Below are 20,710 nucleotides of genomic sequence, written 5' to 3'. Positions count from 1 at the left end.
GCCGAGCATGACGGTGTGGTAACTGGTTCAGCGGCGGGCCTTCATCCGGCGCCCTCTTCCCTTCTCCCACACGGGAGAAGGGAAGAGGGCGCCTCGCCGGGTCGCGATGCCAAGGTGTTTCATCGTAAGCCCGTCATGGTAGTCTCCCGCGTAATCTTGGGCGGGAGGTCTCTATGGCGGGGTTCTGTCTGCGGTTGCTTGCATTGACCCTTCTGTCGGCAGCAGCGCTGCCGGCAGCGTCCGGCACCTCGTGGGCGCAAACCGCCGCCACCCGGCAGCTCTGCAAGGAAGACCGAACCGAGAAGGGCCTCGCCGCCTGCACGGCGATGCTCAAGGGCAAGCCCAAGCCGGAGGTGCGGGCCTTCGCCCATCTCGGCCGTGCCCAGGTCCTGATCGCGCTCGGCCGTCCCGCCGAGGCGCTGAAGGACTATGACGAGACCATCAAGCTCGCGCCGAACTTCGTCGCGCTCTACCGCGACCGCGGCCGAGCCCGCTACGCTGTCGGCGATCACGGCGGCGCCATGGCTGATTTCTCCGTCGCGGTCGAGCGCGAGCCCTTCGCCGCCGACAACCACGCCAACCGCGCCTATCTGAAGATCGTCCTCGACGATCTCGACGGCGCCAGGAAGGACATCGACCAGGGCCTGTTCTGGGAGAAGGAGCACGCCCGCAGCTATTACCTGCGCGGCCTGCTGCTCTATCGCCTCGGCCAGTACGGCGATGCCATCACCGCCATCAATCGCGGCCGCGAACTCGGCTTCCGCACGCATGACGGCTTCATCACGAAGGCTCTGTCCCACTATCGGCTCGGCGCTTTCGACGCGGCCGAGACCGAGGCGAGCGAGGGGCTGAAGGCATTCGCGAACCAGCCCGACCTGCTCGAAGCCCGCGCCAGAACCAGGCTCGAACTGAAGCGCCCGGCCGAGGCGCTGGCCGATGCCGACGAGGTCGTCCGCCTCGCGCCGCGCTACGCCCGGGCCTACTCGACCCGCGCCGCGGTCAAGCTGGCGCTCAACGACAATAACGGCGCCAGGGCCGATGCCGACAAGGCCGTCGAGCTCGACCCAAAGCTGTTCGATGCGCAGCAGGTCAAGGCCGAGATCCTGATGGCGGCGGGAGATCGCGATGGCGCCCGCGCGATCTACCAGCGCAGCGCCGCCCGCACCGATGCCAGGACGGCCCAGGACATCGCCTCGCGCGACCGCGCCGCGGCGCGCATTATCCAGATGGATGCGCCGAAGCCGATTGTCGTGTCGGAGCTCGACGAGGCCGAGCTGAAGAAGCGTTGCGAGACGCGCGACGATCCCTTGCGCCTGCAAAGCTGCGACCGGCTGGTCGAGACCGCCGCGACGCCAGAGGCCAAGGCCGACTGGCTGATCGAACGGTCCTATGCCCGCCCCTTCGGGCAGCGTCTCGCCGATCTGGAGGAGGCGGTGGCGGCCGCGCCCGGCTATTCGCCGGCGCTGCTTGGCCGGGCCAAGGGGCATTCCTCGGAATACCGCTATGACGAGGACCTGCGCCCGCTCGATCTCGCCTGGGCCGATGCCGACAGCGCCCTGCGGCTTGCGGCGGGGAACGCCGGGCAGGCCAAGCGGGCGCGCGTCACCCGCGCGGTGGTCGCCTTCACCAAGGGCGATTATGAGCGCGCCAGCGCCGATCTGACGGCGATCATGGCCCTCGATGACGACATGAAGCCATGGGCCTATGACCTGCGCGCGCAGGCCTTGCTCTATTCCGGCAAGCCCGCGGAAGCACTGGTCGATGCGCGCCAGGCCAAGGCCTTGATGAAGCCCGAGTCTGCCGGCCTGTTCCGTGAGGACGCGCTCGTCATCTCCCTGATCGAGACCGGCCAGATCGATGCCGCCTTGACCGAGATCGACGCCTGGAAGGCCCGCGACCCTCGCGCCGCGATCGGGCATGGCCCGCTCTACGCTCGCGCGCTGCTGGCGCGCGGCGATGCCGCTGCCGCCTATGAGGCGGCAAATGCGCTTGTTGCGGCGAACCAGTTCAACATGGCCGCCATCGCCGTGCGTGGCGCCGCCTCCGCCCGGCTCGGCCGCGCGCTCGACGCCAGCGGCGACATCAGCAACGTGCTCGACGCCAGCCTCAAGATCGCAGCCAAGGCGCAGAACGACAATCTGACGCCGAACTTCGCCGCGGACCTCCTGGTCGCGCGCGGCCTCGCCCGCATCCAGCTCAACCAGATGATCGCCGCCCGCGCCGATTTCGGCGAGGCGATCAGGCTCGCGCCCGATCGCGCCCAGGCCTATGGCGAGCGCGCCGGACTGACCTATCGCGCCGGCGATCCCGCCGCGCTGGCCGACATCGCCATGGCCTTGCGGATCGAACCGGCCGCACCGCGCTGGCTCGCGCTTGCGGCGCGGGTCAACCTCGCGACCAAGGATCCCACCGCGGCCGAGAAATTCGCCTCCGAGGCGCTGGCCGCGAACGCGCCTGACGCCGACCTGCCGCTGCTGCGCGCCAGGGCGCGGCTCGCCACCGGAAACCTCAAGGGCGCGGTCGAGGATGCGACGATGAGGACCACGGCCGCGCCCGGAGATGCCGAGGCCTGGCTGGTCCGCATCGAGGCGCAGGCAGGCCTCGGCGATCTCACGGCCGCGCTCGCCGATGCCGAGGCGGCGCGAGCGGCCAATGCCAGTGACGGCCGCATCCTGCTGGCACTCGGCGACCTCAAGGCCCGCAGCGGCGATGCGCCCGCCGCGATCGGCGTGTTCGAGGAGGCGGCGTCCAAGCCTGATGCCGCGCTTGCGGCCAACAAGCGCCTTGGCGATCTCTATGCCGGCATCGCCTCGGACCAGCTCGCGCTTGGCTATTACGCCAAGGCGCTGGAATTGCCGCTGCGCAAGCCGGAGGACGAGGCGCTCAAGGCTGCCGCCCGCGCCGCCCGCGATGCGCTGATCCGCAAGATGTCGGCCAAGTAGGGGCCGCCGACGCCATTCCGCGCGGAACCGCGACGATCGGAAGCTACCGTGCGCGGCTGGAGACAGCGACGTAACGACCAGCTTCTCCCGTCGTGGTCGGGCGTGTCCCGACCATCCACGTCTTCGCCCATCGCGGGCACCGTCCAAGACGTGGATATCAGCCACAAGGGCGAGCATGACGGCGGGGAATACGCCTTAAGGCGCTCTCAAAACGCCTCTTCCCAGTTCCGGCTCAGCCGCATCGCCGAATTGATCAGCCCGACCATCGAATAGGTCTGCGGGAAGTTGCCCCAGAGCTCGCCGGTGGCAAGGTCGGCGTCCTCCGAGAGCAGGCCAAAGCTGTTGCGCCGCTTGAGGATGCGGCCGAACAGCTCCTTGGCCTCGTCGCGCCGGCCGATGGCGTGCAGCGCGTCGACATACCAGAAGGCGCAGATCAGGAAGCCCGTATGCATGAAGCCGAAATCGTCTTCCGATGCATAGCGCAGCAGGAGGTCGCCGCGGCCGAGCTCGCGGCCGATCGCCTCGACGGTCGCGATGTAGCGCGGGTCATCAGCCGCGACGAATCCGAGCTCGGCGATCAGCAGCAGCGTCGCGTCGAGGTCGGAGCCGTCGAAGGTCGAGACGAAGGTGCCCTTCTCCTGGTTCCAGATGCGTTCGCTGATGATGCCCTTCAGCCGCTTGGCCTCGCCGCGCCAGTAGTCCTTGCGCTCGGCCCGCCCCAGCGTACCGGCGATGCGCGCCAGCCGGTCGCAGGCGGCCCAGCACATCACGCTGGAGAAGGCGTGCACGACCTGCTTCTCGCGCAGCTCCCACGGCCCGGCATCGGGCTTGTCGAAGACCGAGATCGCGATCTCGCCCATGCGTTCGAGCTGCGCGAACAGCGCCTCCTTGCCCGGCTGGATCAGGCGCCGGTCGAAGAAGGAATGCGTCGCCGCCAGCACGACCGCGCCATAGCCGTCATTCTGGATCTGGGTCGCCGCGCCGTTGCCGACGCGCACCGGCTGGTGGCCGCGATAGCCGGCAAGATTGGGCGCCTCGAACTCGGTCAGCGCCCCGCCCCGCGTGATCGGGTAGAGCGGCGGCAGATGTTCCGCGCCGCTTTCGGAGAAGGTGTCGACGACGTTGGTGATGAAGCCGAGATAATCCTCCATCGTCCGGGTCGTGCCGAGCCGGTTCAGCGCGTGCACGACGAAATAGGCGTCGCGCAGCCAGCAGAAGCGGTAGTCCCAGTTGCGCTGGGTGCCCGGCGCCTCCGGGATCGAGGTGGTCAGCGCCGCGACGATGGCGCCGCTCTCCTCGAACGAGCACAGCTTGAGCGTGATCGCGGCCCGGATCACCTCGCGCTGGAACTCGAACGGGATCGAGAGCGAGCGCACCCAGTCGCGCCAGTAATCGGTGGTCTTGTCCAGAAACTCGCGCGAGGTCGTCTCGATCTCGGCGCGCAGCGCCTCGTCCGAGCCGATGAAGAAGGAAAAGGGCCGCTCGACCGCGAACGGGATGCTCTCCATCACATAAGAGATCGGCGCGTCCGTCGTCAGCCGGATCGTCTGGTCGGCGCCGACATAGCGGACATGGTTGGAACCGCGGGTGATCTCGTCGGGGAGCTCGCCGAGGCCGAGGCAGGGCCTCAGCACGACGCGGATGCGCGGCCGTCCCGAGAGCCGCCGCACCCGCCGCACCAGCTGCGGCGGCCGGAAGAAGCGCTCGTAGCGCACGAAGCGCGGTGCGAAGTCGAGGATCTCGATGGCGTTGCCATGGTCGTCGGAGAGCACCGAGGACAGGATCGCGGTGTTGTCGAGATAGCTCTGCTCGCAGCGCGTCATGCCGACGAGCTCGATCGCGAACACGCCCTTCTCCGGCATGGCGTCGCCGTCCTCCGGCTTGTTGTCGATCAGCGAGCAGAACACCGGGTCGCGGTCGAAGCGCGGGAAGCAGCCCCAGACGATATGCGCGCGCCGGTCGATCAGCGCGGCGATCGAGCAATTGCCGATCACGCCGAGATCGAGCGAGGCAGAGTGCTGCCCAGCGTTGGTCGTCGTTTCGATTGTCATGTCAGCCCTGGGAGAATGCATGCGAACTCAAGCTGCCGCTCTCGGCGGCTTCGAGCAAGATGGTGCGTAGCACCGTGGGGGAGGCGAGGCGCCGTGTCGCGCAGGTCTGGCCCTCGCCGATCCGGATCGACAGCCCGCCGAGCGCGTTGACCATCTCGAACCCGGCCTCGTCGGTGATGTCGTCGCCGATGAAGACGGGCGTCCGGCCGAGATAGGGCGGCTCCCGCATCAGCCAGGCGATGGCGCCGCCCTTGCTGGCCTCGGCCGGCACCAGTTCGGCGACCGACTTGCCCTCCTGCAGCCTGACCGATGGGCCCGTCTTCGCGGCGACCTTGTGCATCAGAGCCAGCGCGTCCTCCTCGAGTTGCGGCGCGAGGCGCCAATGCAGCGCGACCGAAATCCGCTTGTCCTCGACGATGATGCCGACATGGCTGTTGGCGAAGCGCACGAGCTCGCGGGTCGCCTCGCGCAGGGTTTCAGGCACCTTCGACTCGGTGCGCACCTCGCCCGCGAGCCGGACCTGCGCGCCGTGGAGGCCGGCGACGTCGAATCGGTGCGGCGTCAGGAAGTCGTCGAGCACCGAGATCGGCCGGCCGGAGACCAGTGCGAGCGCCCCGCCGAGCGCCGAGCGCAGTTTTTCGAGCGCCGGCCCGACGCGCCGGTCGACCTTCACCTCGTCGGGTAGCGGGGCGAGCTCGACCAGCGTCCCGTCGAAGTCGAGAAAGAGCGCGATCTCCTGCTCCGCCGTAGCGAAGTCGCGGGATTGATTGCCAGATTCCGGTTCGATCAGGTCCATCATCTCAGTCTGTCTGCGTGACGAAACAGGCAAAAGCGCGGCGCCGGGACAGATGATGTCCTTACGTCGAGCCTTAGGGAAGGGGCGTTGCCGTCAACGGATGCTCGCGAACTTGCCACATTCTGCTTCCAGCCTGCCGGCGCCATCACGATTTCAACGCAGGCCGGACACGGCTTCGCCATTGGCACCGGACCCTTCCGAGAAACATTACGTGCGCCGGCGCGTTCTGTTCCTGCTTCCGGTGACGAAATTCGGGCACCGGCTGGATGGAGAATTCCCGAGATGCGCCTTGTCGTCGTTTCCAACCGCGTCACGATTCCCGAACGTCACGAGAAGGCGGTGGCCGGCGGCCTGGCCGTCGCCCTGCGCGAGGCGCTGGAGCAGCATGGCGGGCTCTGGTTCGGCTGGAGCGGGGGCATCAGCGAGGATGGCGCGGTCCGCACGGTCCAGCGCGGCAAGGTCTCCTACGCCGTCACCGACCTCACTGAAGCCGAGCGGCAGACCTACTATCTCGGCTTCTCGAACCGGGCGCTCTGGCCGAACATGCATTACCGGCTCGGCCTGACCGAGTTCTCCCGCACCGATTATGCCGGCTATCTCGGCGTCAACCGCCGCTTCGCCAAGTCGCTGGCCGCGCTGCTCCAGCCCGACGACGTGATCTGGATCCACGACTACCACCTGATCCCGCTCGCGGCCGACCTGCGCCGGCGCGGGGTGAAGAACCGGATCGGCTATTTCCACCACATCCCCTGGCCGCCCGCCGAGGTCTTCGGCGCCATGCCCTTCAGCACGACGCTGATCAGCACCATGGGCGCCTATGACCTCGTCGGCGTGCAGACGCAGGTCGATGCGCGCAACCTGATCAACGGCCTCGTCCAGATGTGCAGCGCCCGCGCCGACGGCGACAAGGTCGCGATGGGCCGGCGCGAGACGATCGTGCGGGCCTTCCCGATCGGCATCGACGTCGAGGCCTTCCGCAAGCTCGCCGCCGCCTCGGTGCGCGCCGCGACCACGCCGATCCGCGTCACCACCGGCCCGCTCGGCACGCGCAAGCTCGTCATCGGCGTCGACCGGCTCGACTACTCCAAGGGCATCGTCCAGCGGCTGGAGGCTTTCGGCCAGTTCCTGCGCAACCACCCCGAGCATCGCGGCCATGTCGGCCTGCTGCAGATCGCACCGCCTTCGCGTTCGGACGTTCCGGAATATGCCGAGCTCGACCGGCTCTCCGACGAGGTCGCCGGAAGGCTCAACGCCGCGCTCGGCGAGTTCGACTGGTCGCCGATCCGCGTGGTCAAGAAGGCCTATTCGCGCAACGCGCTCGCCGGCTTCTACCGCCGCGCTCAGGTCGGCCTGGTCACGCCGATGCGCGACGGCATGAACCTCGTCGCCAAGGAATACGTCGCGGCGCAGGACCCGGCCGATCCCGGCGTGCTCGTGCTCTCGCGCTTCGCCGGTGCCGCCCAGCAGCTTGGCGAGGCGCTGATCGTCAATCCCTACGATGTCCACGAGGTCGCGGAAGCGATCCGCACTGCGCTCGCCATGCCGAAATCCGAGCGCCAGCGCCGGTTCGAGCGCCTCTACGCCACCATCTCGGCCACCGATATCGGCTGGTGGACGCGGCGCTACCTCGCCGCCCTGTCCGGCATCGAGACGCCGGCCGAGGAAGCGGCCTCAGTGGCCTCGCGCCGGCGTGGTTCCGCCGACACGGTGCGGCGGGCGGTGCGCGCCGCCAGCCGTCCCGCCCGCGAGGCCGGCGCCGCTCCGCAGCGCGGAACGGCGCTCGCGCACGAGCCCCGCCCGGCGCCGTCCTCGGCCGACCGGACCGCCGGCGAGGTGCCGCCGCTGCCCCGGACCTAGTTCCGCCGGCGATTCGGCCTCGTCCGGGCCGAATCGTTCCTTCTGGGACGGCTTTCATGTCGCCAATTCGGGCTACCCCACCATATTCTCCTCTATTCGCGAGCGCCTGGGCGTTTCGCGCCCGGCCGAGGGTGGAAACGCTTCCCTTCAAAACGTTCGCGCACTAGAAGGCGATTTGAACCAGAGCTTGCTTGCGACTCGTCCACGGCAGGTCAGGTCTGCGACGGATATCGGCTGAGATGGCCGAGGAGGCGGGCGGAGGGCCGTATTGATGCGAGGCGCTCTCGGAGGATCGGGCGTTCTGCTGCGCCGCCTCCGCGAGGTGATGGCAGCGCCCGTCAGCCCGCAGGAGCGGCTGGACCGGCTCGTCGTCCTCATCGCAGGCAACCTCGTCGCCGAGGTCTGCTCGGTCTACGTCCTGCGCGAGGACGGCTCGCTCGAGCTCTACGCCACCGAGGGCCTCAACCGCGAGGCGGTCCACCTCACCACGATGCGCGCCGGCGAGGGCCTCGTCGGCCTGATCGCCAGCGAGGCCGAGCCGATCGCGCTCTCGGACGCGCAGGCGCACCCGGCCTTCTCCTACCGGCCCGAGACCGGCGAGGAGATCTACCGCTCCTTCCTCGGCGTGCCGATCCTGCGCGGCGGCGCGGTGATGGGCGTGCTCGTCATCCAGAACCGCGCCTCGCGGCTCTACAGCGAGGAAGAGGTCGAGTCGCTCCAGACCACCGCCATGATCATGGCGGAGATGATCGCGGCCGGCGGCCTGAAGTCGCTGGCGGCGCCCGGCGCCTCGATCGGCCTGGACCGGCCGATCCACGGCATCGGCGTCACGCTCGCCGACGGCGTCGGCCTCGGTCATGCCGTGCTGCACGAGCCGCGCGTCGCGATCACCAACCTCATCGCCGAGAACCCGGCCCAGGAGGTCCGGCGGCTCGAGGCCGCGATCGGCGAGATGCGCGCCTCGATCGACGAATTGATCGAACGTGGCGACGTCGCCCATACCGGCGAGCATCGCGACGTGCTCGAGACCTTCCGCATGTTCGCCCATGACCAGGGCTGGCTCCGGCGCATGCGCGAGGTGGTCATGACCGGCCTCACCGCCGAGGCGGCGGTCGAGCGCGTGCAGTCCGACACGCGCGCCAAGATGCTGCGCCAGACCGACCCCTATCTGCGCGAGCGCCTGCACGATCTCGACGACCTCGCCAACCGGCTGCTGCGCACCTTGATGGGCAAGGCCAATGGCGTCGCGCGCGAGCAGTTGCCCGAAAATGCCATCCTGATCGCCCGCTCGATGGGCCCGGCCGCGCTGCTCGACTATGACCGCGCGCATCTGCGCGGCCTGGTGCTCGAAGAGGGCGGCCCGACCAGCCACATCGCCATCGTGGCGCGCGCGCTCGGCATCCCCGTGGTCAGCGAGATCGTCAACGTCACGGCGCTGGTCCAGCCCGGCGACGCGGTCATCGTCGACGGCCAGGCCGGCGAGGTGCAGATCCGCCCGCAGCCGGACGTCGAGAACGCCTACAAGGACAAGGCGCGCCTGCGGGCCCGCAAGCAGGAGCAGTACCGCAAGCTCAAGACGCTGCCCTCCGTCACCAAGGACGGCGTCGAGATCACCTTGCAGATCAATGCCGGCCTGCTGGTCGACATGCCCAATCTCGACGAGACGGCGGCGGCCGGCATCGGTCTGTTCCGGACCGAGCTGCAATTCATGGTGGCCCAGCACATGCCGACCACGGCCGAGCAGCAGGCGCTCTACGGCGCGGTGCTGAAGGCGGCGCAGGGCCGGCCGGTGACCTTCCGCACGCTCGACATCGGCGGCGACAAGGTGCTGCCCTACATGGAGCGCGTCGAGGAGGAGAACCCGGCGCTGGGCTGGCGCGCCATCCGCATCGGCCTCGACAAGCCGCGCCTGCTGCGCGCCCAGCTGCGCGCCATGCTGCGCGCCGGCGCCGGCATCGAGATGCGCATCATGCTGCCCATGGTCGCGACCGTGGATGAGTTCCTGCGCGCCCGCTTCATCGTGCGGCGCGAGCTGGAGATGCTGGAGAAGCAGCAGCGCCCGGCGCCGACCAGCCTGAAGCTCGGCGTCATGGTCGAGGTGCCCTCGCTGCTCTTCGAGCTGCCGGAGATCGCGCGCGAGGCCGATTTCCTCTCGATCGGCACCAACGACCTGATGCAGTTCCTGTTTGCGGCCGATCGCGAGAACCGGCGCGTCACCGACCGCTTCGACCCGCTCTCGATCGGCGCGCTCAGGGCGCTGCGCGGCATCGTCGAGGCCGCCGGCGAAACCGGCTGCCCCGTCACGGTCTGCGGCGAGATGGGCGGCAGGCCGCTGGAGACAATGGCGTTGATCGGCCTCGGCTATCGCGGCTTCTCGATGTCGGCGGCTTCGATCGGCCCGGTCAAGGCGATGCTCCGCGCGCTCGACATCGGCAAGCTGCGCGAGCGCATGGACTGGATGCTGGCCTCCTCCGATGGCACGGCGAGCCTGCGCCCGCAGCTTGCCGCGCTCGCCACCGAATTGAAGGTGCCGGTCTAGCGACGCTCCTTTCGAGACGCCGTCGCCCGCCACCTATGTCCCGTTTCAGAGTTCCCGATGTCCCTTCAGCTTCCGCAAGACCGCCTCGACGGCATCGTCGCGCGCCACGCCGCCGCCACTGACGAGATCAACCGCTCGTCCGACGCCACGCGCATCGTCGAGCTCGGCAAGGAGCTGGCGGAGCTCGACCCCGTCGTCGCGGCGATCGCCGCCTGGCGCCGGGCGCAAACCTCGCTCGACGAGGCGCTGGCGCTGATCGACGATCCCGCGACCGATAGCGAGTTCCGCGATCTCGCCTATGAGGAGCGCGACGCCGCCCGCGCCGAGATCGACATCCGCGCCCGCGAGATCCTGATCGCGCTCCTGCCCAAGGACGCCGCCGACGAGCGCGGCGTCATCCTCGAAATCCGCGCCGGCACCGGCGGCGACGAGGCCTCGCTCTTCGCCGGCGACCTGCTGCGCATGTACCAGCGCCATGCCGCGCAGAAGGGCTGGAGCGTCGACATCCTCTCGGAAAGCGAGGGCACGGTCGGCGGCTACAAGGAGGTCATCGCCGAGATCGCCGGGCGCGGCGTCTATGCCAGGCTGAAATACGAATCGGGCGTGCATCGCGTCCAGCGCGTGCCCGACACCGAGACGAGCGGGCGCATCCACACCTCCGCAGCCACCGTCGCGATGCTGCCGCTTGCCGGCGACGTTGACGTCACGCTCAACGATTCCGATATCCGCGTCGATACGATGCGGTCCCAGGGCGCCGGCGGCCAGCACGTCAACAAGACCGAATCGGCGGTGCGCCTGACCCACATCCCCAGCGGCATCGTCGTCCTGGTCCAGGAGGAACGCTCGCAGCACAAGAACAAGGCGCGCGCCTACGACCTGCTCCGGGCCAAGCTCTATGACGCGGAACGCAGCCGGATCGACGCCGAGCGTTCCGCCGACCGCCGCTCGCAGGTCGGCTCGGGCGACCGCTCCGAGCGCATCCGCACCTATAATTTCCCGCAAGGCCGCGTCACCGACCACCGCATCAACCTGACGCTCTACAAGCTCGACGAGATGCTGCAGGGCCTGGCGCTCGACGAGATCATCGACGCGCTCACCGCCGAGCACCAGGCCAAGCTTCTCGCGGCCGAGGGCGCGGCGTGAAACATATTGGCCTCACCGACGTTTAGGTCATATCGACATTCACGGTGGGAGATAGCCATGATCAAACTCGTATCCGGTATCGCGCTGGCCAGCCTGATGGCTCTTGCCATGGGCAGCCAGGCGAGCGCTCAGGAGCGCACCTTTCGCAAGGTCACCTCAGGGGAGCCGGCGTCCCTGCACAACGCAATGACCCAGTCCCAGGCGCGGCGGGCCTGCTCGCAGGAGTTGCGCGGCACGCGTGAGGGCAAATCGGCGATCCGGCAGAAGATGACCATCTGCATGGACGGCAAGATGCAGGGCAACTGAGGCCTTATGACCAATCAGAACGCGGCCGAGCCTCCAGCGCCCGGCCGCCACCCGATACCTGAAGCGTCCGCTCAGGACAGCGCCGCGCCGACCATAGGGGAGGCGCGGCGTCGTCTTGCCGGGCGCTTGCGCGCTGTCGGCGGCGAGAGCGCCGCGCTCGATGCCCGTCTGCTGATCGAGGGCGCGACCGGCAACCGCTTCGCCCTGTCGGACCCTTCCGCCCTGCTCGACGATGCCTCAGCCACGATCCTGAGCGGCTATGCCGAGCGCCGGCTGGCGGGGGAGCCGGTCTGGCGCATCCTCGGCGAGCGTGAGTTCTGGGGGCTGCCCTTCAAGCTGTCGCCCGCGACGCTCGAACCGCGCCCCGACAGCGAGACGCTGGTCGAGGCCGCGGTCGAGATGCTGCGCGAGCGCCGCGGCGAGCCCCTCTCCATTGTCGACCTCGGAACCGGCACGGGCTGCCTGCTGATCTCGGTGTTGAGCGAGTTCCCGCGGGCGCACGGCCTTGGCGTCGACCTCTCCGAGGAGGCCCGCGCCACCGCCGCCGGCAATGCCGCGCTGAACGGGGTGGCGGAGCGCGCCACCTTCAGGCAGGGCAATTGGACGCAGGGAATCGAAGGGTACTTCGATCTGATCCTGTCCAACCCTCCCTATATACGCCATGGTGACATTGCCGGCCTGGCGCCCGACGTGCGCGATTTCGATCCGCTCCTGGCGCTCGATGGCGGGGCCGACGGGCTCGATCCCTACCGGGATTTCGCCCGTAGCCTGCCGGGCCTACTCGCCCCCCGGGGCGTGATCGTCCTGGAGATCGGGGCCGGGCAGGAGGCTGATGTAACGGGCTTGATGGAACAGTCTGGCTTGCGTCATATCGGTGCGCGGCATGATCTGGGCGGCCATGCGCGGGCTCTGATCTTTGCCGGCAGAAGATGATGCGCACAGGTTTTTGTGCGAATTTGCTTGGAGTCGCCGGCAAAAGCCGCTATGCACGTTCCTAGCCGAAGCTGGTGCCGTCAGCGCCGAGCCTTGGGCAGCCTCCTGATAAATGAGTGTTGCCTGCGGACAATCCGCGGATTGACGGAACCGACAAAGCAAGATCGGACATCAGTTGGCGTCGAGGCGCCAATCGGCTTTCGGGGCGAAGATGAGCCCCTGACGGAAAAGAGCGCGTGAAGACCACGAACGGCGCATTGCCCATTCAGGTCCACCAAAACCCGGCGCGGCGTCGCAACCCGCTACGCACCGGAGCGCGCATGATCATTCGGTTGCTTTGAGCACAGAGCGCGAGATAGACGCGAATGAGACCAGGTCAGAACCGGCGTATGCGCGGCCGTAACAACAATAACAATAACAATAACAGCAGTAATAACGGCAACCGAAAAGCGCCGAATCCGCTACAGCGGAGCTATGAATCCAACGGGCCGGACGTGAAGGTCCGCGGCACCGCCCAGAATATTGCAGAGAAATACTTGCAGCTGGCGCGCGATGCGCAATCTTCCGGCGATCCGGTCGCGGCTGAGAACTATTTCCAGCACGCGGAGCACTATTACCGCATCCTTCTTGCTGCTCAGGAGCAGATGGCCCAGCAATACGGCCATAGCTTCCCGCCGACGCGCGGCTTTGGCGATGACAGCGAGGAGGGCGAGGAAGAGGGCGACGAGGACGGCGGCGGCTTCCAGCAGGGCGCTCCGCAGCCCGATATGCGAAACCAGCCCCAGGGCGGCATGAACGGCAATGGCTACAACGCCAATGGCGGCCAGCGTCAGGATGGCGAGGGCGGCGAGGGCCAGCAGAACAACGGCCAGCGCTTCGACCGTCCGAATCGTGGTGGCGAGCGCTTCGCTGAGCGCCCGAACAACGACCGCAACAATAACAACAACCGCCGCTTCGACCGCAACGATCGTGGCGAGCGTCGCTTCGACCGTCCGGAAGGCGGGCAGAACGGCCAACCGGGCAACTATGCCCCGCGCCAGGACGTGCCGGGTACGGGCGAGCAGCCGGAGGCCGCACCGCCGCCGCCGCCGCGCGACAACGTCCAGCCGAATCCGGCCGAGCGCCGCTTCGAGCGTGGCGACCGCCCCGAACGTCCGGAGCGTGCCCCTCGGCCCGAGCGTCGCCCGCGCCGCGAGGCGGTTGTCGAGGACGAGGCCAATGGCGATGTGCCGGCCGGTCTGCCATCCTTCCTGACCACGCCGGTCAGGGTGCCGATCGCTGTGGCCGAAGAGCCGGTCTCAGTCGTGGAAGCACCTGCTCCGGCTCCGCAGCCGGCCGCTGCTCCCGCGGGAGAGGCCGATGCCGGTGAGGAGGCCGCGCCGAAGCGTGCCCGCCGCCGCCGCTCGCCGCGCGAGGTCATGGACGCGCTTGGCTCCGAGGTCGATGGCGGGGCCGAGTAAGGCGCTGGCCTGACGAAACGAACAGAGCAGGGGCCCGCGAGGGCCCCTTTGCTTTTGGAGCTTGCAACCCCTTCGCAGCAGCCCTCCCGTCATTGCGAGCGAAGCGAAGCAACCCAGGGGGATTGCGCGAGACCCCCTGGGTTGCTTCGCTTCGCTCGCAATGACGGGAGGGCTGGAATGGGCACGCAAAGACCAGTCTTGCATGCCGGACGTGACCGCAAGCTCGCCCCCGATGCATGGTGGCGGACGAAGCTCCGAGAGGCGTTCGATGGTAACCGCCCGGCGATTCCCCATCAACGGGTCATGGACGAGGCCCAGGCTTTGATCGACGAGAAGCGCCGGAAGAAAACCTAGGCCGCGCCGACCTCTACCCGCACCGGCAACGCCTCCAGACTGTCGCCTTCGCTCAGCGTCCCGCCCGCGGTGATCCGGCAATAGATGCCGCAGTCGAAATGGCCGTAGGCCGTCATCAGCGCCTTCGGGATCTGCAGGTCGCGGAAGCCGGTCTGCGGGTCGACATTGGTCGCGGCGCAGCGCTCGATTCGCTTGATCACCTGCAGCCTCAGGCCCGCCGGCCCGGCGATCTCCTGCCCGGGCGCGAGCTCGAACTCGGCCCAGGGCGCCAACCCCTCGACCATGACGTTGCCGCGGAAGCGCAGCGGATCAACGGCTGAGCCGATGCGCTGCTCGAACTCGGCGACGCTGGCGAGGTTGATGATCGAGACGAAGCCCGAGCGCGAATCGGTGAAGCGATAGCCCTCCGGCGCGGTCAGCAGCTTCGGCTCGCCGCGCAATTCGCCCGGCATGTAGCCCTCGAAAAAGCGGCTGATCGCGGCGCGCCCCGCGGCAGTCGTGGTGTCGGCACGCAGCTTCTCCTCGCCCTCGTGCTCGATCACCAGCGCGCGGCTGTCGTCGTCGTAGCGGGTCTTCAACCGCGCCAGCGACTCGTTGCGCATCAGCATCAGGTACTTGATCTTCGGCTGATGCACCGGCTCGGCCGGATCGAACCCCGCCGGCCCGTTCTCGATGGCGAAGAGCCGGTCGCCGGGGAAGTATTGGCCGGCCGCCAGCGCGACCTTGCCGAGACGTTCGGGCGAGAGCCCCTTTACGGGATAGCGGTAGAGCGAGGAGATGCGCATGCAGGGTCTCGGGATGCTGGTCTGATCACGCGAGCTTAACCGTGCTTCTTGCGGGAGTGTGATCAAATCCTTTTAATGCGATCAAGTCCTTTTAGTGATTTCGATCGCGCTCACGCATCGATCTCCGCCTCGGTCTCCTCGCCATCGGCCACCGAGCGCTGGCAGCCCCAGCTCGACAGCACCGCGTCGGTCTCCTCGACCACGAAGAAGCGCGCCGCGTCGCGCTCATAGCCCTCGTCGAGCAGGCGGTCGTAATCGGTATGGCTGTGCCGGACATGGCTGCCGAGCGCGAGCCAGAGCGCGGTCGAGGGCGGCAGCTCCTTCATGTGCCGGCGCTCGGCCAGCGTGACCACGGCCTCTGCGTCGATCAGCGGGATGCCGGGTGCGAGCGCCCTCAGCGCCCTGCGAATCGCCTGCTGCCTCTTGGTCCCAGCCATGGCGCGAGGCTGCCCCGCAAATTCGACACTCGTCAATGCGTCCTGCGCCGCCCCCTCTTACGTTGCGCGGATGCCACACCTATCTCTGTCGCGAAGGGTGTCCCTTGGGAGCCCTATCCCAATGAAAGGCAGCCGATTGCGTCGCCACGGGGCGCAGCGGCGGGCGGAGTGACGAGATGAACATCGAGAAATATACCGACAGGGCCAAGGGCTTCCTGCAGGCGGCGCAGACCATTGCGCTACGCGACGGCCACCAGCAGTTCACGCCCGAGCATCTGCTCAAGGCGCTGCTCGACGATAACGAGGGAATGGCGGCCGGTCTGATCGACCGCGCCGGCGGCCAGTCGCGGCTTGCCTTGCAGTTGACGGACGCGGCCCTCGCCAAGCTTCCGAAGGTCAGTGGGGGCGCCGCCGGCCTGCACCTGACGCCGGGCCTCGCCCGCGTCTTCGATACGGCCGAGAAGGCCGCCGACAAGGCCGGCGACAGCTTCGTCACGGTCGAGCGGCTCTTGCTCGCGCTGGCGATCGAGAAGGAGACCGAGGCCGGCAAGGCGCTCGCCAAGGCCGGCGTGACGCCGCAGGGGTTGAACTCGGCGATCGAGGCGATCCGCAAGGGCCGCACGGCCGATTCCGCATCGGCCGAGCAGAGCTATGATGCGCTGAAGAAATACGCCCGCGACCTCACCGCCGCGGCGCGCGACGGCAAGCTCGACCCGGTCATCGGCCGCGACGAGGAGATCCGCCGCACCATCCAGGTGCTCAGCCGCCGCACCAAGAACAACCCCGTCCTGATCGGCGAGCCAGGTGTCGGCAAGACCGCCATCGCCGAGGGCCTGGCGCTGCGCATCGTCAATGGCGACGTGCCGGAGAGCCTGAAGGACAAGGAGCTGCTGGCGCTCGACATGGGCTCGCTCATCGCCGGCGCGAAATATCGCGGCGAGTTCGAGGAGCGGCTCAAGGCCGTGCTGAACGAGGTTTCGTCCGCCGATGGCGGCGTCATCCTGTTCATCGACGAGATGCACACGCTCGTCGGTGCTGGCAAGAGCGATGGCGCGATGGACGCCTCCAACCTGCTCAAGCCGGCTTTGGCGCGCGGCGACCTGCACTGCATCGGCGCGACCACGCTCGACGAGTACCGCAAATACGTCGAGAAGGACGCGGCGCTGGCCCGGCGCTTCCAGCCGGTCTTCGTCGACGAGCCGAGTGTCGAGGACACCATCTCGATCCTGCGCGGCCTGAAGGAGAAGTACGAGCAGCACCACCGCGTCCGCATCACGGATTCGGCGCTGGTCTCGGCTGCGACGCTGTCGAACCGCTACATCACCGACCGCTTCCTGCCCGACAAGGCGATCGACCTCGTCGACGAGGCTTCGGCGCGCCTGCGCATGCAGGTCGATTCCAAGCCGGAGGAGCTCGACTCGATCGACCGCGAGATCGTCCGCCTGAAGATCGAGCAGGAGGCGCTCAAGAAGGAGAGCGACACCGGCTCCAAGGAGCGCCTGAAGCGCCTGGAGATGGAGCTTGCCGAGCTCGAGGGCCGCTCGGCCAGCATCACCGCGCGCTGGAAGGCGGAGAAGGACAAGCTCGGCCAGGCGGCGGAGATCAAGACCAAGCTCGACAATGCCCGCACCGAGCTGGCCCAGGCGCAGCGCAAGGGCGAGTACCAGCGCGCCGGCGAGCTCGCCTATGGCGAGATCCCGCAGCTCGAGAAGGTGCTCGCCGAGATCGAGGCTGTCGGCGAGACCTCCGGCATGGTCGAGGAGGCGGTGACGCCTGATCACGTCGCGCAGGTCGTCAGCCGCTGGACCGGCGTCCCGGTCGACCGCATGCTCCAGGGCGAGAAGGAGAAGCTGCTCCGCATGGAGGAGGTTCTGGCGGCGCGCGTCGTCGGCCAGCGCGAGGCGGTGGAGGCGGTCTCGACCGCGGTCCGTCGCGCCCGCGCCGGCCTGCAGGACCCGAACCGGCCGATCGGCTCGTTCATGTTCCTCGGCCCCACCGGCGTCGGCAAGACCGAGCTGACCAAGGCGCTGGCGTCGTTCCTGTTCGATGACGACACCGCGATGGTCCGCCTCGACATGTCCGAGTACATGGAGAAGCACTCGGTCAGCCGCCTGATCGGCGCGCCTCCCGGCTATGTCGGCTACGAGGAGGGCGGGGCGCTGACCGAGGCCGTGCGCCGCCGGCCCTATCAGGTCGTGCTCTTCGACGAGGTCGAGAAGGCCCATCCCGACGTCTTCAACGTCCTGCTCCAGGTGCTGGACGATGGGCGCCTCACCGACGGGCAGGGCCGCACGGTCGATTTCCGCAACGTGCTGATCATCATGACCTCGAACCTTGGCTCCGAGTATCTGGTGAACCAGCCTGAAGGCCAGGACAGCGATGCGGTGCGCGACGAGGTCATGGGCGTGGTCAGGCAGGCCTTCCGGCCGGAATTCCTGAACCGCATCGACGACATCATCCTGTTCCATCGCTTACGCCGTGCGGACATGGGCGCGATCGTGGACATCCAGATGGAGCGGCTGGCCAAGCTGCTGACCGACCGCAAGATCGTGCTCGACCTCTCCGAGGAGGCGCGCGAGTGGCTCGCCAACAAGGGCTATGACCCGGCCTATGGCGCCCGCCCGCTCAAGCGCGTGATCCAGAAATCGGTGCAGGACCCGCTGGCCGAGCTGCTGCTTGCCGGCAAGGTCCATGACGGCGAGACCTTGCCTGTGACGGTCGGGCCGGCCGGCCTGATGCTCGGCGATGTCTCGGTCGTGAAGGAGAAGCGCCCGGTTGGGGTGGCGCTGAATTGACTTGAACCCTTCTCCCCTCGGGGGAGAAGGTGTCGCCAAAGGCGACGGATGAGGGAAGGGCCGCTTTCGCGGCCCTTTTCCATGTCAGCGCCTGACTTCCCTCATCCGTCAGCGCTTTGCGCTGCCACCTTCTCCCCCGAGGGGAGAAGGATCATCCCCGCTTCAGCAAAAACACCGCCTGCGCGCCAAAGAGGTTCCAGAACCACCAGGGCGCGCTCACGCCGACCTTGCCGCCGGCAGCGTTGAGCGCGACCGCGCGCTCCTTCACGGCGCCGACCTCGTCGCAGAGCGTGACGAAATCGCGGATCGTGCAGAAATGGATGTTGGGCGTGTCCCACCAGGAATAGGGCAGGGCGTCGGTCACCGGCATGCGGCCGAGGAAGAAGACCTGGCCGCGCATGCGCCAATGCCCGAAATTCGGGAAGGAGACGATGGCGCGCCGGCCGATGCGCAGCATCTGCTCCAGGACGACGCGCGGCTCGCGCGTCGCCTGGATGGTCTGGGACAGGATGACGTAGTCGAAGGAATCGTCGGAGTATTCGAACAGGTCGGTATCGGCATCGCCCTGGATCACCGAGAGCCCGCGCGCCACGCAGCCGGCGACGCCCTCGCGCGAGAGCTCGATGCCGCGCGCATCGACCTGGCGCGTATCGGCCAGCAGCGCCAGCAACTCGCCATCGCCGCAGCCGACATCGAGCACGCGCGAGCCCGGCGTGACCATCTCGGCGACGAGCTTGAGGTCGATGCGGTTGGTGTATTCGCTCAGCGCCATGGCGTGGCTCCCGCCGTCTCATCGCGCTGTGCCGTCACGGTCGCCCTTGTGGCGACCATCCACGTCTTCGCTTGTCGAGTGCGGTGGTCAAGACGTGGGTGCTCGGGACAAGCCCGAGCATGACGGGGGAGGCGCGTCATTCGGCTCATCACAATCCCCGCGCCCGCGCCGCCGCGTTGAGGAAGCCGCGCGTCGTCGCGAACAGGTTCGGCTCCTCCAGCAGGAAGGCGTCGTGGCCCTTGTCGCTCTCGAGCTCGACGAAGGAGACAGACGCACCGGCGGCATTCAGCGCATGCACGATCGCGCGCGAATCGGTGGTCGGGAACAGCCAGTCCGAGGTGAAGGACGCCACGCAGAAGCGCGTCTTGGTGCCGGTGAAGGCCTTGGCCAGCACGCCGTCATGGTCGGCGGCGAGGTCGAAATAATCCATCGCCCGCGTCACGTAGAGATAGGAGTTGGCGTCGAAGCGCTCGACGAAGCTGATGCCCTGGTGGCGCAGATAGCTCTCGACCTGGAAATCGGCGTCGAAGGAGAAGGTCGGCGCCTCCCTGTCCTGCAGCTTGCGGCCGAACTTGCGGTGCAGCGCCTGCTCCGAGAGATAGGTGATATGCGCACCCATCCGCGCCACCGACAGGCCCTTGGCCGGGCGCGTGCCCTCTTCGAGATAGCGCCCGCCGCGCCAGTCCGGGTCGGCCATCACGGCCTGTCGCCCGACCTCGTGGAAGGCGATGTTCTGGGCCGAGTGCTTGGCGCCGGTGGCGAGCGGCAGGGCCGAGAACACGCGCTGCGGATAGCTCGCCGCCCATTCCAGAACCTGCATGCCGCCCATCGAGCCGCCGGCGACGCAGAACAGGCTGTCGATGCCGAGCGCGTCGATGAGATGCGCCTGCGCCCGCACCATGTCGCGGATCGTCACCATCGGGAAGCCGAGGCCCCAGGGCTTGCCGGTCTCGGGATTGGTCGAGGCCGGGCCGGTCGTGCCGGTGCAGCCGCCGACGACGTTGGCGCAGATGACGAAGAAGCGCTCGGTGTCGATCGGCTTGCCCGGGCCGATCATCGCCGTCCACCAGCCGCCCTTGCCGGTGATCGGGTTGCGGCTGGCGACATGCTGGTCGCCGGTCAGGGCATGGCAGACCAGCACGGCGTTCGATTTCGCCGCGTTGAGCTCGCCATAGGTCTGGTAGGCGATCTGCCAGGCATCGAGCGCGACGCCGCAATCCATCAGCAGCGGGATGTCGCTGCCGAAGCGCGCCACCGGGCTCGACGGCTCGTTGGCCTCTTTCAGCGGGTCGGCAAGGCTTTGAACGTCGTCGCGCATTATCGTCCGCTTTGGCAGGCCGATTTGTCTTGTCGGCCGGCTCGTTCGAAAGATCGAACTTACCGATGCCGCGACGGCGCGGCTCTGTCAACGCGCGGCTTTGCCAATATCCTTTGTCGGCGCTAAGAGCCTAGGCGAACCTCAGCCCTCATCCTGAGGAGCAGTTCCTCCGCCGTCATTGCGAGGAGCGTAGCGACGAAGCAATCCAGAGGGACTGCGCGA

General features: G+C 68.1%; 15 protein-coding genes. 9 read left to right on the top strand and 6 right to left on the bottom strand.

The genetic code is table 11. From position 1 onward, the window contains the following. Positions 1-173 precede the first annotated feature (173 nt). Positions 174-2,942, top strand: coding sequence for a tetratricopeptide repeat protein (locus DWF00_RS16805; RefSeq protein WP_114828879.1), 2,769 nt, complete (start codon positions 174-176; stop codon positions 2,940-2,942). Between the two features lie 206 nt (positions 2,943-3,148). On the opposite strand, the gene DWF00_RS16800 is transcribed toward DWF00_RS16805, so the two are convergent. Together DWF00_RS16800 and otsB are read right to left on the bottom strand one after the other, a co-directional pair. After that, entirely contained in the window at positions 3,149-4,993 is a 1,845-nt protein-coding gene (locus tag DWF00_RS16800; protein WP_114828878.1) for a glycoside hydrolase family 15 protein, read from the bottom strand. A 1-nt stretch (position 4,994) separates the two neighbouring features. Continuing rightward, positions 4,995-5,792, bottom strand: coding sequence for a trehalose-phosphatase (gene otsB / locus DWF00_RS16795; RefSeq protein ID WP_342769107.1), 798 nt, complete (start codon positions 5,790-5,792; stop codon positions 4,995-4,997). Positions 5,793-6,071: 279 nt separating this feature from the next. Between otsB and DWF00_RS16790 the strand changes: the two genes are divergently transcribed. The 7 genes from DWF00_RS16790 to DWF00_RS16760 all read left to right on the top strand — a co-directional run bounded on the left by DWF00_RS16790 (position 6,072) and on the right by DWF00_RS16760 (position 14,381). Further along, positions 6,072-7,646, top strand: coding sequence for an alpha,alpha-trehalose-phosphate synthase (UDP-forming) (locus DWF00_RS16790; protein ID WP_114853055.1), 1,575 nt, complete (start codon positions 6,072-6,074; stop codon positions 7,644-7,646). A gap of 271 nt (positions 7,647-7,917) precedes the next feature. Next, a complete protein-coding gene (gene ptsP, locus DWF00_RS16785) occupies positions 7,918-10,185 on the top strand; it encodes a phosphoenolpyruvate--protein phosphotransferase (protein ID WP_181832873.1) in 2,268 nt (755 codons plus the stop codon). A gap of 57 nt (positions 10,186-10,242) precedes the next feature. Next, positions 10,243-11,328, top strand: a complete 1,086-nt coding sequence (prfA, locus tag DWF00_RS16780; RefSeq protein WP_114832296.1) for a peptide chain release factor 1 — start codon at positions 10,243-10,245, stop codon at positions 11,326-11,328. A gap of 57 nt (positions 11,329-11,385) precedes the next feature. Next, positions 11,386-11,634, top strand: a complete 249-nt coding sequence (locus DWF00_RS16775; RefSeq protein ID WP_114832295.1) for a hypothetical protein — start codon at positions 11,386-11,388, stop codon at positions 11,632-11,634. Positions 11,635-11,727: 93 nt separating this feature from the next. Further along, complete coding sequence (prmC, locus tag DWF00_RS16770; protein WP_342769116.1) at positions 11,728-12,567, top strand: peptide chain release factor N(5)-glutamine methyltransferase; 840 nt, start codon at positions 11,728-11,730, stop codon at positions 12,565-12,567. Between the two features lie 365 nt (positions 12,568-12,932). After that, the gene (locus DWF00_RS16765) at positions 12,933-14,027 is read left to right on the top strand and encodes a DUF4167 domain-containing protein (RefSeq protein WP_114832293.1); all 1,095 of its coding nucleotides are present in this window, start codon (positions 12,933-12,935) and stop codon (positions 14,025-14,027) included. A gap of 177 nt (positions 14,028-14,204) precedes the next feature. Beyond that, the gene (locus DWF00_RS16760; RefSeq protein WP_181832871.1) at positions 14,205-14,381 is read left to right on the top strand and encodes an antitoxin PaaA2 family protein; all 177 of its coding nucleotides are present in this window, start codon (positions 14,205-14,207) and stop codon (positions 14,379-14,381) included. Here the strand turns inward: DWF00_RS16760 and DWF00_RS16755 are convergent. After that, positions 14,378-15,166 (bottom strand): MOSC domain-containing protein, encoded by a 789-nt coding sequence (locus DWF00_RS16755; RefSeq protein ID WP_114832292.1) that lies wholly within the window; start codon positions 15,164-15,166, stop codon positions 14,378-14,380. The genes DWF00_RS16760 and DWF00_RS16755 overlap by 4 nt on opposite strands. 110 nt (positions 15,167-15,276) lie before the next feature. Continuing rightward, positions 15,277-15,603: a DUF2293 domain-containing protein gene (locus DWF00_RS16750; RefSeq protein ID WP_114832291.1), complete on the bottom strand. Its 327-nt coding sequence runs from the start codon at positions 15,601-15,603 to the stop codon at positions 15,277-15,279. A gap of 176 nt (positions 15,604-15,779) precedes the next feature. On the opposite strand from DWF00_RS16750, the gene clpB reads away from it, so the two are divergent. Beyond that, on the top strand, positions 15,780-18,398 hold the full coding sequence (gene clpB, locus DWF00_RS16745) for an ATP-dependent chaperone ClpB (RefSeq protein ID WP_114832290.1): 2,619 nt from the start codon (positions 15,780-15,782) through the stop codon (positions 18,396-18,398). Between the two features lie 151 nt (positions 18,399-18,549). Here clpB and metW read toward each other — a convergent pair whose 3' ends face one another. Continuing rightward, positions 18,550-19,170, bottom strand: coding sequence for a methionine biosynthesis protein MetW (metW, locus tag DWF00_RS16740; protein WP_114832289.1), 621 nt, complete (start codon positions 19,168-19,170; stop codon positions 18,550-18,552). A gap of 148 nt (positions 19,171-19,318) precedes the next feature. Then, complete coding sequence (gene metX / locus DWF00_RS16735) at positions 19,319-20,488, bottom strand: homoserine O-acetyltransferase MetX (RefSeq protein ID WP_114832288.1); 1,170 nt, start codon at positions 20,486-20,488, stop codon at positions 19,319-19,321. Positions 20,489-20,710 lie beyond the last annotated feature (222 nt).

Source organism: Allobosea caraganae (genome assembly GCF_003351345.1).
GTDB classification, from domain to species: domain Bacteria; phylum Pseudomonadota; class Alphaproteobacteria; order Rhizobiales; family Beijerinckiaceae; genus Allobosea; species Allobosea caraganae.
Note: the sequence above shows the minus strand (reverse complement) of the source record. Positions and strands in the feature narration are given on the sequence as shown.